The sequence below is a fragment of the Pseudomonas sp. GW821-FHT11G12 genome (assembly GCF_058808055.1).
On the sequence record NZ_JBXARH010000001.1, the window covers coordinates 574,340 to 588,791 of the forward strand.

At 62.2% G+C, this 14,452-nt stretch carries 13 protein-coding genes; 7 read left to right on the forward strand and 6 right to left on the reverse strand.

The features are described 5' to 3' along the window. Positions 1-348 precede the first annotated feature (348 nt). The 4 genes from AC1RR7_RS02605 to AC1RR7_RS02620 all read left to right on the forward strand — a co-directional run bounded on the left by AC1RR7_RS02605 (position 349) and on the right by AC1RR7_RS02620 (position 5,371). Positions 349-2,673: an FdhF/YdeP family oxidoreductase gene (locus AC1RR7_RS02605; RefSeq protein ID WP_096820196.1), complete on the forward strand. Its 2,325-nt coding sequence runs from the start codon at positions 349-351 to the stop codon at positions 2,671-2,673. 109 nt (positions 2,674-2,782) lie between these two features. Then, a complete protein-coding gene (locus AC1RR7_RS02610; RefSeq protein ID WP_096820234.1) occupies positions 2,783-4,198 on the forward strand; it encodes a cytochrome ubiquinol oxidase subunit I in 1,416 nt (471 codons plus the stop codon). Between the two features lie 17 nt (positions 4,199-4,215). Beyond that, a complete protein-coding gene (gene cydB / locus AC1RR7_RS02615; RefSeq protein WP_096820195.1) occupies positions 4,216-5,232 on the forward strand; it encodes a cytochrome d ubiquinol oxidase subunit II in 1,017 nt (338 codons plus the stop codon). Beyond that, positions 5,219-5,371, forward strand: a complete 153-nt coding sequence (locus tag AC1RR7_RS02620) for a DUF2474 domain-containing protein (RefSeq protein ID WP_074688757.1) — start codon at positions 5,219-5,221, stop codon at positions 5,369-5,371. The genes cydB and AC1RR7_RS02620 overlap by 14 nt, the downstream gene beginning before the upstream one ends. Before the next feature lie 81 nt (positions 5,372-5,452). On the opposite strand, the gene AC1RR7_RS02625 is transcribed toward AC1RR7_RS02620, so the two are convergent. Continuing rightward, positions 5,453-6,304, reverse strand: coding sequence for a CAP domain-containing protein (locus tag AC1RR7_RS02625; protein ID WP_273535340.1), 852 nt, complete (start codon positions 6,302-6,304; stop codon positions 5,453-5,455). A 200-nt stretch (positions 6,305-6,504) separates the two neighbouring features. Here AC1RR7_RS02625 and AC1RR7_RS02630 point away from each other — a divergent pair, with 200 nt between their 5' ends. Next, positions 6,505-7,125, forward strand: coding sequence for a cell wall hydrolase (locus AC1RR7_RS02630; protein ID WP_096820193.1), 621 nt, complete (start codon positions 6,505-6,507; stop codon positions 7,123-7,125). Here the strand turns inward: AC1RR7_RS02630 and AC1RR7_RS02635 are convergent. After that, entirely contained in the window at positions 7,122-8,009 is an 888-nt protein-coding gene (locus tag AC1RR7_RS02635) for a LysR family transcriptional regulator (RefSeq protein ID WP_493155988.1), read from the reverse strand. The two genes, AC1RR7_RS02630 and AC1RR7_RS02635, sit on opposite strands and share 4 nt — an antisense overlap. A gap of 103 nt (positions 8,010-8,112) precedes the next feature. Here AC1RR7_RS02635 and AC1RR7_RS02640 point away from each other — a divergent pair, with 103 nt between their 5' ends. Beyond that, the gene (locus AC1RR7_RS02640) at positions 8,113-9,513 is read left to right on the forward strand and encodes an MFS transporter (protein ID WP_493155990.1); all 1,401 of its coding nucleotides are present in this window, start codon (positions 8,113-8,115) and stop codon (positions 9,511-9,513) included. On the opposite strand, the gene AC1RR7_RS02645 is transcribed toward AC1RR7_RS02640, so the two are convergent. From AC1RR7_RS02645 to AC1RR7_RS02660, 4 genes are all read right to left on the reverse strand, one after another. Then, positions 9,458-10,873 carry a heavy metal sensor histidine kinase gene (locus tag AC1RR7_RS02645; protein WP_493155992.1) on the reverse strand — a complete coding sequence of 472 codons (1,416 nt, stop codon included), beginning with the start codon at positions 10,871-10,873 and terminating at the stop codon, positions 9,458-9,460. The two genes, AC1RR7_RS02640 and AC1RR7_RS02645, sit on opposite strands and share 56 nt — an antisense overlap. Further along, a complete protein-coding gene (locus tag AC1RR7_RS02650; protein ID WP_085732003.1) occupies positions 10,870-11,541 on the reverse strand; it encodes a heavy metal response regulator transcription factor in 672 nt (223 codons plus the stop codon). Before AC1RR7_RS02650 ends, AC1RR7_RS02645 begins: the two co-directional genes overlap by 4 nt. Positions 11,542-11,560: 19 nt before the next feature. Further along, the gene (locus AC1RR7_RS02655; protein ID WP_085711463.1) at positions 11,561-11,812 is read right to left on the reverse strand and encodes a DUF2790 domain-containing protein; all 252 of its coding nucleotides are present in this window, start codon (positions 11,810-11,812) and stop codon (positions 11,561-11,563) included. A gap of 167 nt (positions 11,813-11,979) precedes the next feature. Continuing rightward, on the reverse strand, positions 11,980-12,693 hold the full coding sequence (locus AC1RR7_RS02660; protein WP_096820189.1) for a murein L,D-transpeptidase catalytic domain family protein: 714 nt from the start codon (positions 12,691-12,693) through the stop codon (positions 11,980-11,982). Positions 12,694-12,845: 152 nt separating this feature from the next. On the opposite strand from AC1RR7_RS02660, the gene AC1RR7_RS02665 reads away from it, so the two are divergent. Beyond that, positions 12,846-14,450 carry a L,D-transpeptidase family protein gene (locus tag AC1RR7_RS02665; protein WP_102622068.1) on the forward strand — a complete coding sequence of 535 codons (1,605 nt, stop codon included), beginning with the start codon at positions 12,846-12,848 and terminating at the stop codon, positions 14,448-14,450. The last annotated feature ends 2 nt before the right edge of the window (positions 14,451-14,452 follow it).

The following is a 14,452-nucleotide window of genomic DNA, read 5'->3' on the forward strand; positions in this document are numbered from 1 at the left end:
CGCTTGGGTGAAATCCGCTATTGAAGGGATTGGGTCGGCGCAGGTTATGAGCAACTTCGAACTGCGTCCAATCACTCTTAATGACCGGCCGATTGATGCTGTCGATGATGAAATAATTATTCCGGTTTTTGCGCTTCTTAGTTTTGCAAGTGCCCGTATTTAAAGGGTTTAACGCCGTGATAGATGATTTCGATAACGCAGTCATTAATAGCGATTAGACAAGTTTTTGCGGTGGTTCATATCCTTGGCTCCGTCAAACGAAACGACCGCTTTTTAACTTGAAAGTCAGTCGTCGCTGTTTAAATCCGATCAGGTTTTTGCCTGTGTGCATCGTCATGGAGAAGTCCCATGTCACAAGTCGACCGTTACAAACCCTACAAGGGCGCCGCTGCGGGTTGGGGCGCTGTGATCAGCCTCACCAAGAACTGGCTGGGCAGTGAAAACGCCCTGAAAAACATCCGCGCCATGCTCAAGACCAACCAGAACGGCGGCTTCGACTGCCCCGGTTGCGCCTGGGGTGAAGCACCCGGCGCGAGCATGCTGAAGTTCTGCGAGAACGGCGCCAAAGCGGTGAACTGGGAAGCCACTGGCCGCCTGGTCGATCCGGCGTTCTTCAACAAGTACACGGTATCGACGCTGGCCGAGCAAAGCGATTACTGGCTCGAATATCAGGGCCGGATCACCCATCCGATGCGTTACGACGCCCGGGTCGACCGCTATGTCGAAACCACCTGGGACGAAGCGTTCGCGCTGATCGCCAAGCACCTCAAAGGCCTGAAATCGCCTCACGAGGCCGAGTTCTACACCTCGGGTCGTGCCAGCAACGAAGCGGCGTTTCTCTATCAGTTGTTCGTCCGCGCCTACGGCACCAACAACTTCCCGGACTGCTCGAACATGTGCCACGAAGCCAGTGCGGTGAGCATGGGCGAGACCCTGGGTGTCGGTAAAGGCACCGTGGTCTATGAAGACCTGCACCACGCCGACGCGATTTTCGTCATCGGCCAGAACCCCGGCACCAACCACCCGCGCATGCTCGAACCGCTGCGGGAAGCGGTGAAGCGCGGCGCGCAGGTGGTGTGCATCAACCCGCTCAAGGAGCGTGGGCTGGAGCGTTTCCAGAACCCGCAAAACCCGATCGAAATGCTCAGCAACGGCTGGGAAGCGACCAACACCGCGTACTTCCGTCCAGCCTTGGGCGGCGACATGGCGATGATCCGCGGCATGGTCAAGTTCCTGCTGCAATGGGAACGTGAAGCCCAGGCCACTGGCGGCGAGCCGGTGTTCGATCACGCGTTCATTGCCGAGCACACGTCGGGTCTCGACAGCTATCTGGCCGAAGTCGATGCCACGAGCTGGGAGCACATCGTCGAACAGTCCGGCGTGCCGCTGCATGACATCGAACTGGCAGCGCGCATGTATGCCCGCGCCAAGAGCGTGATCATGTGCTGGGCCATGGGCCTGACCCAGCACGTGCACTCGGTGCCGACCCTGCAGGAAGTCATCAATCTGCAACTGCTGCGCGGCAACGTTGGCCGTCCGGGTGCCGGGCTGTCACCGGTGCGTGGCCACAGCAACGTGCAGGGCGACCGCACGATGGGCATCAACGAACTGGCGCCGAAAGAGCTGATGGACGCCCTGGAAAAGCGCTTCAACTTCAAGGTGCCGCGCATGCACGGCCACAACACGGTCATGGCGATTGGTGCCATGGAGCGTGGCGAAGCCAAGGTGTTTATCGGTCTGGGCGGCAACTTCGCCCAGGCCACGCCGGACACCCCGCGCACCCATGAGGCGATGCGCAAACTCGACCTGACCGTGCACATCTCGACCAAGCTCAACCGCAGCCATCTGGTGACCGGGCGTGACGCGCTGATCCTGCCGTGCCTGGGCCGTACCGACATCGACGTGCAGGCCGAAGGTCCGCAAGGCGTGACCGTGGAAGACACCTTCAGCATGGTGCACTTGTCGTTCGGTCAGTTGAAGCCGAAGTCGGCGCATCTGAAATCCGAGCCGGCGATCATTGCCGGGATCGCCGCCGCGACCCTGGGCAAACACCCGATCGACTGGGAATGGGCGGTGGGCGATTACGGGCGCATCCGCAACCTGATCGCCGACGTGATTCCGGGCTTCGAGAATTTCAACGAGAAGCTGCTGATCCCGGGTGGGTTCCACCTCGGCAACGACGCCTCCGACCGTGTCTGGAACACTGAATCCGGTAAAGCCCAGTTCACCCCGTGCGTGCTGCCGGAGCATCTGATCAGCGAAGGCGTGCGCAACCTGCCGGTCAAACCGCATCTGATCCTGCAAACCATGCGTTCTCACGATCAGTACAACACCACGCTGTACGGCCTCGACGACCGTTATCGCGGGGTTTACGGCATGCGCGACGTGGTGTTCGCCAACGAGCAGGATATCCGCCGGCTCGGTTTCGAACCGGGGCAGAAGGTCGATCTGGTGGCGCTGTGGGGCGACGAGCGCGAGCGTCGGGTCAGCGGTTTCACCCTGATCGCCTACGACATTCCAGCGGGGCAAGCCGCTGCGTACTACCCGGAAACCAATCCGCTGGTGCCGCTGGAAAGCTACGGCGACCGCACCTACACGCCAACCTCCAAATTCGTGGCGATCCGCCTCGAAGCGGCCGAGGCGAGCAACCTGATCCCGTCGTCGGTGGCCTGACCGACCCACGCGATCCAACCCTTTTGCAATTTGACTGGCTGCAGGCGTTCGCGCCTGGCGGTGGCCCGGCCGTGTGCTGCCGCTTTTCAGCCTTGATGAGGACATCATCATGTTCAACCTGGAGGCACTGGACCTGGCGCGAATTCAATTCGCGTTCACGGTTTCGTTCCACATCATTTTCCCGGCGATCACCATTGGCCTGGCGAGTTTCCTGGCGGTGCTCGAAGGCCTGTGGCTGAAAACCGGTAACGACACTTACCGCGATCTCTACCACTTCTGGTCGAAGATCTTCGCCGTCAACTTCGGCATGGGCGTGGTGTCGGGTCTGGTCATGGCGTACCAGTTCGGCACCAACTGGAGCGGGTTTTCCGACTTCGCCGGCAGCGTCACGGGGCCGTTGCTGACCTATGAAGTGCTGACCGCGTTCTTCCTCGAGGCCGGGTTCCTCGGGGTGATGCTGTTCGGCTGGAACCGCGTGGGCCGTGGCTTGCACTTCTTTGCCACGGTGATGGTCGCCATCGGCACGCTGATATCGACCTTCTGGATTCTCGCGTCCAACAGCTGGATGCAGACTCCGCAAGGCTTCGAAATCGTCGACGGTCGGGTAATGCCGCTGGACTGGCTGGCCATCGTGTTCAACCCGTCGTTCCCGTTCCGTCTGGCGCACATGGCGATTGCCGCATTCGTTGCCACGGCGTTTTTTGTCGGCGCTTCGGCGGCCTGGCATTTGCTGCGTGGCAACGACACCAAGCCGGTGCGCAAGATGTTTTCCATGGCGCTGTGGATGGCGCTGATCGTGGCGCCGATTCAAGCAGTGGTCGGTGACGCCCATGGCTTGAACACCCTGGAACATCAACCGGCGAAAATTGCCGCCATCGAAGGTCACTGGGAAAACGCTGACAACGGACCGACCCCGCTGGTGCTGTTCGGCATCCCGGACATGCAGGCGGAGAAGACCAAATACGCGATCGAGATTCCGTACCTCGGCAGCCTGATCCTCACCCACAGTCTCGACAAGCAGATACCGGCGCTCAAGAGCTTCCCGAAAGAAGACCGGCCGAACTCGACCGTGATCTTCTGGAGCTTCCGTGTAATGGCTGGACTCGGCATGTTGATGATCCTCGTCGGTGTGCTGGGCCTGGCGTTGCGGCGCAATGGCAAGGTCTACCGTCATCGCGGCTTCCAGCGTCTGGTGCTGCTGATGGGGCCGAGCGGTCTGATCGCACTGCTGGCCGGCTGGATCACCACTGAAGTCGGGCGTCAGCCGTGGGTGGTGTATGGCCTGATGCGTACCCATGACGCCGCATCCCATCACTCGGTGGCGCAGATGAGCACCTCGCTGGCGCTGTTCGTGGTGATCTACTGCTCGGTGTTCACCGTGGGCATCGGCTACATGATGAAACTGGTGAGCAAGGGCCCGCAGCCGCACCACGAACACCCGCCTGAAGGCACCCAGATACAGACCCCGCGCCGGCCTCTCTCGGCGGTCACCGACAACCTCGAATCCGCGACCCGGATCCACTGATAAAGGAGCGTTGAGTCATGGGTATTCAAGGTATCGATCTCTCGTTGATCTGGGGCGTGATCATCGCCTTCGGGGTGATGATGTACGTGATCATGGACGGCTTCGATCTGGGCCTCGGGATCCTGTTTCCGCTGATCAGCGACGAGCAGGAACGCGACGTGATGATGAACACCGTCGCACCCGTTTGGGACGGCAACGAAACTTGGCTGGTGCTCGGCGGTGCGGCGCTGTACGGCGCGTTTCCGCTGGCTTACGGGGTGATTCTGGAGGCGCTGTATCTGCCGCTGATCTTCATGCTGGCGGGTTTGATTTTCCGCGGTGTGGCGTTCGAGTTTCGCTTCAAGGCGCCAGCGGAAAAACGCTATCTGTGGGACTGGGCGTTCATCGGCGGTTCGCTGCTGGCGACGTTCTCCCAGGGCGTGGTGATCGGCGCGTATGTGGCCGGGATTCCGGTGGTGGATCGGCAGTTTGCCGGTGGCGGTCTCGACTGGCTGGCACCGTTCCCGCTGGTCTGCGGCGTCGGTCTGGTGGTCGCTTACGCGTTGCTCGGCAGCACCTGGCTGCTGGTGAAGACCGAAGGCATGCTCGAGTCGCGGATGCGTCACTACAGCCGTCCGCTCGCCTGGCTGTTGCTGGCGATGGTGGTGGTGATCGGCGCGTGGACGCTGCAACTGCACCCGGAACTGGCCACTCGCTGGTTCAACCATGCGCACCTGACCGTGTTCGCCGGGCTGGTGGTGCTGGCGGCATTGTCGCTGTTCGGGCTGTTGCGTTCGCTGCGTCAGCGGCACACCCACTGGCCATTCGTGTTCACTCTGGTGCTGATGTTCCTCGGTTACATCGGGCTGGCGCTGAGCATCTGGCCGAACATCATCCCGCCCTCGGTCAGCCTGTGGGCGGCGGCATCACCGGCCACCAGCCAGTTGTTCGCCCTGATCGGCGCACTGTTCATCCTGCCGGTGATCCTGATGTACACCTTCTGGAACTACTACGTGTTCCGCGGCAAAGTGAGGATTGGCGATGGCTACCATTGAAATGCGTGAAGTGAAAAGCCGCTGGTACAAACGACTGGGCTGGTTGCTGCTGATCTGGTCCGGCAGTGTGGTCTCGCTGGCGGTGGTGGCGAGTCTGCTGAAGCTGGCGATGTACGCAGCGGGGATGCGAACCCACTGACCAAAAAAAACCGGAGCCTGGCTCCGGTTTTTTATTGCCTGTATTTTGCATCCTCCCCTGATGGAGAGGGTGCCTTAAGGTTTATTCCCCGCCAAACATCGCCGTCCAGTAAATGCCGGCGCTGCTCTTCGGATCGACTGCATAGGCCGCGCCCAGCTCCCGGTACTGCGGATTCATCAGGTTGGCGCAATGACCGGGGCTGGCGAGCCAGCCGGCAACGACTTTCTGCACGGTATCCTGCCCGGCGGCGATGTTCTCGCCGACCTGCTGACCGCTGTACCCGGCCAGTTCGGCGCGGTCGCCGGGGGTGCGGCCGTCGCGGTCCTTGTGGTCGAAATAATTGTTGTTGGCCATCTGACGGCTGTGATCCTGCGCCACACCGCCGAGCACGGCGTTCCACGCCAGCGGCGCGGCGGCCGAGAAGGCCTGGCCGCCGCACTGGCGTGGCTGGCTGCGGGCGGCGTTGAGTTGTGTCAGCAATTTCTGGCCTTCGGCTTGCCCATCGCCCAGGCGCGCCGACAGCAGCGGTCGGGCCAGCGTGATGCGCCAGTCACGGTCGGCGCGGCTGACGCCGATATCGACGAACTGCGGATCCAGCACCACCTGGCAGAAACTCTCCTGAATCGCCTTCATCGCCGACGCCGCATCCCGAGGACCGTTGAGGGTGATCGCCTGCACATTGACCATCGGGTAGCTGGCGCTGGCCATCGCCTGTTGCAGATCGACGACGCCACTGGCCGGCAGAATCAGGCGCGGGTCGGCCGACAGCGGCGGCAGCTCACTGGACGCCTGCGTGCCGCAACGCTGCGGCTGGCTGCGGTAGCTGTTGATCGACTCGACCAGTTGCGACTCGTCGGTAGCCATGGCCGAGGTGGCCAACGCCAGTCCCGTGGACAACACGGCGAGTCGCAGAACGGATGGCATGAAGCGCATGGAAATCTCCCTTGGGCTGAGTGCGCCCATGATGCGCGAAAGGCCCCGGGTTCGCGCAATGTCTTTTTCTTCACCGAGCGGTTTTTTCTGCGGAACGATGCCGCCGACTCTACCGTCTACCCTCTGCGAGGGCCCCGGAATCCGGGCGTCTCAGCCACGTAACACTTTGCCCGCAAGGGGCGCTGCCGGAAGAATCGATCATGAAATTGCACGGGCTGATCTGTTGTCTTGTGTTGACCCTGCTGAGCGGCGCGGCAATGGCCACCGATCAGGCGCCCATCAAGGAAAAGGCCGAAGCGAAAGCCGAGGTACTGGAAGAGAAGGCTGCCGACAAACCCGATGCGCCTCCGGCGCCGAAGTCCGAAGCCATCACCCCCAAAGAGGTGCAAGCCGTCGACCCGGCCGGCACCGCGCCGCTCGACGACCCGATCACATGTCTGGCGCGCAGTATCTATTGGGAAGCCAAGGGCAAGGACACGGCGGAAATGGAAGCCGTGGCCAACGTGGTGATGAATCGTCTCGGCCACGACGGTTTTCCGGGCACCGTGTGCGAGGTGGTCAAGCAGGGCTCGGAAACCAAGAGTTGCCAGTTTTCCTGGTGGTGCGATGGCAAGTCCGATCAGGTCAAGGAAGACGCCGAATACGCGCTGGCCAAGGAGATCGCCGGTAAGGCGCTGAACCGCCAGCTCACGGATCGCACCCATGGCGCGCTGTACTTTCATGACCACAACGTCGACCCGAGTTGGGCCAAGAAGTACACCAAGACCGCCGAGACCGGGAAATTCCTGTTTTACAAACCCAAGGACGGGGAGGCGCGCTAGGCGCAAACCTCTCGCACACAATTGCGCAACCAGCGATGCGCCGGATCGGCGTCCATGCGTGGATGCCAGAGCATGGACACGCTGATGTCCGGCATCCGTAATGGCAGGGCGAAGCTGTGCAGGCCTGTGCGCAGTTTGCTGGTGTGACGTTCCGGGACAGTGGCGATCAGGTCTGATTCACGGACCAGCGTCAGCGCGGCAGAAAAGCCGCCGAACGAGGTGACGATGTCCCGCGTCAGGCCGAAGGCGAGCAATGCCTCGTCCACCGGGCCGCTGCTGCGCCCGCGGCGTGACACCAGAATGTGCTGGCCCGCAGCGAAACGTTTGGCGCTGACCTTGCCGCTGCTCAACGGATGCCCCTCACGCACCACACCGATCCACTGGTCCCGGAACAGGATGCGACTGTGCAGTGTCGGGTCGGTGCTGTCATCGACCACACCGGTTTCCAGATCCACCCGGCCTTCGCGCAGCAGTGTGCTGTCCTTGTCAGCCTTTTGCACAAAACGCAGGCGTACGCCGGGCGCCTCTTCGGCGATGCGGGCGAGCAGGGCGGCGGCGAAGGTTTCGACAAAACCGTCGGTGTTGCGCAGGGTGAAGGTGCGCCGCAGTTGGCCGGGATCGAGCACTTCTGTAGGGCGCAAAACCGCTTCGGCTTCCTGCACCAGATAGCTGACCCGGTCGCGCAACTCCAGCGCACGCGGGGTTGGCACCAGTCCGCGACCGGCGCGTACCAGCAGCGGATCCCCGGTGGTTTCCCGCAGACGGGCCAGCGCCCGGCTCATGGCTGACGGGCTCAGGCGCAGACGCTCGGCGGCGCGGGCCACGCTGCCTTCGCTCAGCAATACGTCGAGGGTGATCAACAGGTTCAGGTCCGGCGCAGTCATGACATGGCGTTCCATGCAGGTATCAAGTGCAAAGCATGCGTCTTGCGCCTTGTATTGTCGAGGCTCAGGCTATGTCCCATGACCTTTGCCCTGTGAGCCCCCCATGCACCGAGAACCCCTGAGCCCTTCAGCCCGCTGGGCGTTGACCAGTCTGGCGCTGTCGATGCTGATGCCATCGCTGGACACCAGCATCGCCAACGCCGGGCTACCTACCCTGGCGGCGGCGTTCGATGCGACGTTTCAACAAGTGCAATGGATCGTGCTGGCCTATCTGCTGGCGATCACCACGTTGATTGTCAGTGTCGGGCGGCTGGGTGACGGCTTTGGTCGGCGGCGTTTGCTGTTGATCGGCATCGGCATCTTTACCGCCGCTTCACTGGCTTGCGCACTGGCGCCGAGCCTGGCCTGGCTGATCGGTGCGCGAGCGTTGCAAGGCTTGGGCGCGGCGATCATGTTCGCTTTGACGGTGGCACTGGTGGCCGATGCGGTGCCCAAATCCCGGGCCGGCAGTGCGATGGGGTTGCTGGCCACGATGTCGGCCACTGGCACCACCCTCGGGCCGTCGCTCGGTGGGCTGTTGATGGCGCATGTCGGCTGGCAGTCGATCTTTGTGATCAACGTGCCGTTGGGGTTGCTCAATGCATGGCTGGTGTATCGCTATCTGCCGAAGGATCGAACCGTACGCTCGCCTGTTGCGTTTGATTATCCGGGCACCGCCGTGCTGATGTTGACGCTGGCGGCCTATGCACTGGCGATGACGATTGAAGGGTTCACCCGGTCGTTGCTGTTGCTCAGTCTGTTGGGCGTGGGGTTGTTCGTCCTTGTCGAGATGAAGAGCAAGGCGCCGCTGATTCACCTGTCATTGTTCACCGACACACGAATCAGCAGCAGTCTGGCGCTGACGTTACTGGTGACGACGGTCATGATGACCACGCTGGTGGTCGGGCCGTTTTACCTGAGCCGAGGACTGAGCCTTTCCAGCACTCAGGTCGGCCTGGTGTTGTCGATCGGGCCACTGTTGGCGGCGTTCAGCGGTGTACCGGCGGGGCGTTTGGTGGATCGTTTCGGTGCGCGGCGGATGGTGCCGGGTGCGCTGCTCGGACTGGCCTGCGGTTGCGGACTGTTGGCGTTGTTGCCGATGAGTTTCGGGGTGTTTGCGTATGTGTTGCCGATAACGCTGGTGGCCTTGAGTTATGCGCTGTTCCAGGCCGCCAACAACACCGGGTTGATGTCCGGCATCGCTCAGGATCAGCGCGGGGTGGTCTCGGCCATGCTCGGGTTGTCACGCAATCTGGGGTTGATCACCGGGGCGGCGGTCATGGGTGCGGTGTTTGCCCTGGCCACGGACGATCCGACCCGGGCGACGGCTGCGGTCATCGCGAGCGGTTTGCACATGACCTTCGGCGTTGCCACGGCGTTGATGGTCGCGGCGCTTGCGCTCGGAGCCCTCACACACCTGCGTCTCGCGTCTCCCGGGCTGGAAAAAACAGCTCAAAGCAGGTGACACCATCAGCGCTGCTGACGCTGTAGCGGCCCTGATGCAATTGCATGATGGTCGCGACGATCGACAGACCCAGACCGTTGGATTGGGCCGAACGCTCGCGGGACGGGTCGGCGCGATAGAAGCGTTCGAACAGCCGCAACAGGTGTTCGGCAGGAATCGTCGCGCCCTGATTGCGCACCCGCAGATAGCTGCCGTCCGCTTCGGCAATGGCCTCAACCTGCATCGTCGAATCCGCTGCGCCGTACTTGATCGCGTTGGCGCACAGATTGGCCAGGGCCCGACGCAGCAACATCGGTTCGGCCCAGATCACGCCGCTGCCTCGGGCCTCGATGCTGATGCCGACATCCGCCGCCAATCCTTCGAAGTAATCGGCGATGCGCTGCATCTCATCGCAGGCGTCCAGCTCCTGACGCTGGCTCAAGGCACTGGCCGGGTCGGTGCGGGCGAGAAACAGCATGTTGTCGAGCATCCGCGCCAGCCGTTCGAGTTCTTCGACGTTAGAGGCGAGCAGCTGTTGATAGGCGTCGACGCTTCGGTGCTGTTGCAGGGCGACCTGGGTTTCGCCGAGCAGGTTGTTGATCGGCGTGCGCAGTTCGTGGGCCATGTCGGTGGAGACCTGGCTCAGTTGCGCAACACCTCGGTCGAGCCGGTCCAGCATCGCATTGAAGGCTTCGATCATCGGCTGCAATTCCCGAGGCGTGTCGTGGCGGTCGAGGCGTTCGCCGAGGTTGGCGATGCCGATCCCGTGGGCATGCCGGGCAATCCGCCGCAACGGCAGCAGGCCGCGATACACCAGCAGGCAGCCCACCAGCGCCAGGACAATCGCCGCCAATGACGCCAGGCCGTACACGCTGAGTCGGTAGTTGGCGAGCATCGCCGTGCGTTCGCTCATCACCTTGCCGATCAGCACTTGCAGATTGCCCTGGTCGCCGGAGTCGATACTGGCCGCCACTGCCGAGAACGGCACGCCGTTGATGCTCGGCAAATGCTGCACGTCGTTGAGGGCCATTACATGGTCGACCGGCACGGCGGGCACACTCGGCAGTGCCAGGTCGCTGGGGTTGACCACGAACAAGGGCGGTTGCCCCGGCGCGCCGATGGTCAACAGCGCTTCGCGGTTGCCCAGCATGTTCTGAAACAGCGCCGGTTTGTTCTTGATCAACTCCAGGGTGTTGCTGTCGTTGAGGATGGTGCGCAACTGATCGATGCGGCTGACCAACTGGATGTCGTCGCGGCGGGTCAGTTGTTCTTCCAGCTGGTTGTAAAGCGCCGCGCCCAGGCCTGCCAGTGCAGCAAAGGCGAGCACCGCGAACACCAGCGCCAGACGCAAGGTCAGGGAGTAAGTGCCGGTGACTTTCATGGCTGGGTGTCGAAGCGGTAGCCGATGCCGCGCACGCTGTGGATCAGCTTGAGCGGGAACGGGTCGTCTATCTTCGCCCGCAGGCGGCGTACGGCGACATCGACCACATTGGTGTCGCTGTCGAAGTTCATGTCCCACACCCGCGAGGCAATCAGCGAACGCGACAGCACCTGGCCGGTGTGGGTGGCGAACAGTTGCAGCAAGGCGAATTCCTTGTTGGTCAGGGTGATCCGGCTGCCGGCGCGGGTGACCCGGCGTTTGAGCACGTCGATCTGCAAGTCGGCCACCTGCAATTGCTCTTCTTCATGGATCGGCCCGCGCCGGGTCAACGTGCGCAGGCGCGCCACCAGTTCAGCGAAGGAAAACGGCTTGATCAGGTAGTCGTCGGCGCCCAGTTCCAGGCCCTTGACCCGATCCGCGATGTCGTCGCGGGCGGTGAGGAACAGCACCGGCGTGTCGGCTTCCTTGCGCAGCCGGCGCAGAACTTCCCAGCCATCCATTTTCGGCATCATCACATCCAGCACGATCACGTCGAAGTCGTGTTCCAGCGCCAGGTGCAGACCGTCGGCGCCGTCACGGGCCAGGCTTACGTTGTAACCCAGTTCCTGCAAGCCGTTGAGCAGGTAATTGCCAGCCTTGGGTTCGTCTTCGACGACAAGGATATTCATGGGCACTGCGCCTCACTGGTCAGTTGGTGCAACCGCTGCCTTGCACTTGATAGTCCAGCACATGTTCGCGGCCCTGGTGGTCGAGGTAGTTGAGTCGTGCGGGAATGACGCCGCAGGCTTGGGAAATATCGGTGCTGGAGAGGACTTTGTCGACATCCAGGTGCACGTAGAAGCCGTTGGTGTCGTGAATGACCGTGTTGTCCGGCATTTCGGCGGCGAACACAGTGCCAGTGGCGAGGAGGGCGGTGAAGGCAAGGATCAGGGTTTTCATGATGAGTCACTCGTGTCGGTGAAGTGGATCGGCAGTGGTGCCGGAACAACTTCAGGCTACCGAGCGATCCGCTCGGCAAACCGACAACTCAATGACAAAGCTGTAATGAAACCCTGAAAACACAAATCCCCTGTGAGAACAGGGGATGTTTTTTACAGCGAATATTTTCAGCTGCCGTGGGTGCTGAGAATGCTGGCGATCTGTTGCGGCTGGCAGTTGAGATACGGCGAGGACTTCAGCCAGTGCTGGTCCGGGTACCAGGAAAACATGTACTGGCCGTCCTTCAGACTGTCGATCACGCGTCTGGCAACTTGCGGCCGTACGGCCGGGCAACCCTGGCTGCGGCCCAGCCGGCCTGTACGTTTGCTCCAGAACAGATTCACGTAGTCGGCGGCGTGGATCACAATGGCGCGGTCACGGGCCATGTCGTTGACGCCCGGTTCCAGACCGTCCATGCGCAACGAATAACCGTGGGTGCCTTCGTAACTTTCCTGGGTGCGGAACAGTCCAAGGCTGGACTGGAAACTGCCTTCGCGGTTGGAGAACCGGGTGGCGAAGTTATCACCGGACATCGATCCGTGGGCGACCAGGTCGCGCAGGATCAGTTTTTTCTTGGTCAGGTCGAAGATCCACAGGCGTCGCTCGGTGGACGGTTGCGAATAATCGATGATCGCCAGGTGACGGGACTGCTTCGCGCCGTTGTTGATTGCGCATTGCATGGCGTTCAAGGCACCTTTCAGCGCCTGGGGATTGAGTTCCGGAGCGGCGTGGGCGAGGCTGTTGTAGAGAACCGGCTGCGAGGTGCCGGCGGCAAAAACCTGACTGGTCACCAGCCCGATGGCAGTGGCAGTCAGCAGAAGTCGGCGCAAAAACGTCAACATTTAAAGTGAGTCCTCACTGGTTACATGTTTGGCACTTTGGCTCCTGACGTCCAGTCGTCCCCGGCAGGCCCGCGAATCGGACCTGACTGTATCACCGCACCTGATGTAAGGTTGACCGTCAATCAAGACGGCCATGGATTGGAGTAAAGCAGTTGTTCAAAAAGTACGCATGCTACTTGAGCATTTGTTTGCTCGCTGCGCCGTTTGTCGTTTGTGCCGATGAGCCTCTGCCGGCCCTCCCGACGCTGCCGGCAGAAATGCCTGTCGAGCCGCAAAGCCCGCTGCAGGCCGCGTTGATCAGCCTGCCTCAGGCCTGTCCGGCGATTGCCGCCCGTCTCGGCGGCCCGGCGCTCGAACAGTTGCAGGCGTTCTATCAGCAGCAGGACTGGCTGCCGGTGTGGGCGGCGGCCGGGCAATTGCCGCAATTGCACGCGCAATTGCAGCTGCTGGCCGACGATGGCCTCAATCCGAAACGCTATCCGGTAGCAGAAACAGTTCCGCAGGACGGCGATCTGTGCGCCGACATCGACATCAGTCGCAACTACCTGCAAGCCTTGCAGGACCTGCATTACGGTCGTCTGCTGCAATCGCACTTCGAACCGCTGTGGCACGCCGACGAAACGCCGCGTGACCGTCAGGCCGAACTGCTCGCCATCGCCGTGCCGGGCATGCATGACATGGCGGCGGCCTTCGATCTGGCGCGGCCGAACCTGGCGCAATATCAGAACCTGCGTCACCTCTATGCCGCGCAACGCCTGCAAGCCTTGCCGCACTGGCAATCAGTGGGCAACGGGCCGCTGCTGCGTCCGGACATGGAAGACAAACGCGTACCGGAACTGGCCAAGCGGCTGTACAGCGAAGGTTATCTGAGCAGCGTGGTCGGCACGCCGGACAACGCCTATCACGGTGTCTTGGTGGAAGCCGTGAAAAGCTTCCAGGCCAACCATTCGTTGCAGGCCGACGGTGTGGTCGGGCCAGGAACGATTGCCGAGATGAACATCAGCCCGCTGACACGCCGCGAACAGTTGCGGGTCAACCTTGAGCGGTTCCGCTGGCTGGCCCAGGACATGGAGCCCGATGGTTTGCTGGTCAACGTCGCCGCTGCCGAACTGACCCTGTACCAGGGCGGCGAGCCGGTGTGGCAGACCCGCACCCAGGTCGGTCGCGCCGAGCGCCAGACGCCGCTGCTCAAATCCCGGGTTACGCGCCTGACGCTGAACCCGACCTGGACCGTGCCGCCGACCATCTGGAAAGAAGACAAACTGCCGGCAATCCGCAAGGATCAGACCTTCCTCAGCCGTCAGAACCTGCAAGTGCTCGACGCCAACGGCCAGCCGCTGGCCGCCGCCGACATCGACTGGGACAACCCCGGCAACATCCTTCTGCGCCAGGACGCCGGGCCGCGCAATCCGCTGGGGCAGATGGTCATCCGCTTCCCCAACCCGTTCTCGGTGTACCTGCACGACACGCCGAGCAAGGCGCTGTTCGACAAGGGCCCACGGGCGTTCAGTTCCGGTTGTGTGCGGGTCGAGCATCCGATGAAACTGCGCGACTTCCTGCTCAGCCCGGCGGAAAGGGCCCGTACCGACACGTTGCTCGCCACCGGCGCTACCCATGAATTCCGCCTGAGCAACCCGGTGCCGATCCTGATGACTTACTGGACGGCACAGGTCGACGGGAAGGGCCGCGTGCTCTACGCGCCGGACATCTACAGCCGTGACAGCGCGTTGCTGGCGGGCCTTGACCGGGCGCATTGATC

Excerpts from the sequence above, each read along its gene's own strand:
- AC1RR7_RS02625 (WP_273535340.1), bottom strand. The coding sequence starts at position 6,304 with ATGCGCTTCATGCCATCCGTTCTGCGACTCGCCGTGTTGTCCACGGGA.
- AC1RR7_RS02605 (WP_096820196.1), top strand. The coding sequence starts at position 349 with ATGTCACAAGTCGACCGTTACAAACCCTACAAGGGCGCCGCTGCGGGT.
- AC1RR7_RS02630 (WP_096820193.1), top strand. The coding sequence starts at position 6,505 with ATGAAATTGCACGGGCTGATCTGTTGTCTTGTGTTGACCCTGCTGAGC.
- AC1RR7_RS02610 (WP_096820234.1), top strand. The coding sequence starts at position 2,783 with ATGTTCAACCTGGAGGCACTGGACCTGGCGCGAATTCAATTCGCGTTC.
- AC1RR7_RS02620 (WP_074688757.1), top strand. The coding sequence starts at position 5,219 with ATGGCTACCATTGAAATGCGTGAAGTGAAAAGCCGCTGGTACAAACGA.
- AC1RR7_RS02645 (WP_493155992.1), bottom strand. The coding sequence starts at position 10,873 with ATGAAAGTCACCGGCACTTACTCCCTGACCTTGCGTCTGGCGCTGGTG.
- AC1RR7_RS02650 (WP_085732003.1), bottom strand. The coding sequence starts at position 11,541 with ATGAATATCCTTGTCGTCGAAGACGAACCCAAGGCTGGCAATTACCTG.
- AC1RR7_RS02635 (WP_493155988.1), bottom strand. The coding sequence starts at position 8,009 with ATGACTGCGCCGGACCTGAACCTGTTGATCACCCTCGACGTATTGCTG.
- AC1RR7_RS02660 (WP_096820189.1), bottom strand. The coding sequence starts at position 12,693 with ATGTTGACGTTTTTGCGCCGACTTCTGCTGACTGCCACTGCCATCGGG.
- AC1RR7_RS02655 (WP_085711463.1), bottom strand. The coding sequence starts at position 11,812 with ATGAAAACCCTGATCCTTGCCTTCACCGCCCTCCTCGCCACTGGCACT.
- AC1RR7_RS02640 (WP_493155990.1), top strand. The coding sequence starts at position 8,113 with ATGCACCGAGAACCCCTGAGCCCTTCAGCCCGCTGGGCGTTGACCAGT.
- cydB (WP_096820195.1), top strand. The coding sequence starts at position 4,216 with ATGGGTATTCAAGGTATCGATCTCTCGTTGATCTGGGGCGTGATCATC.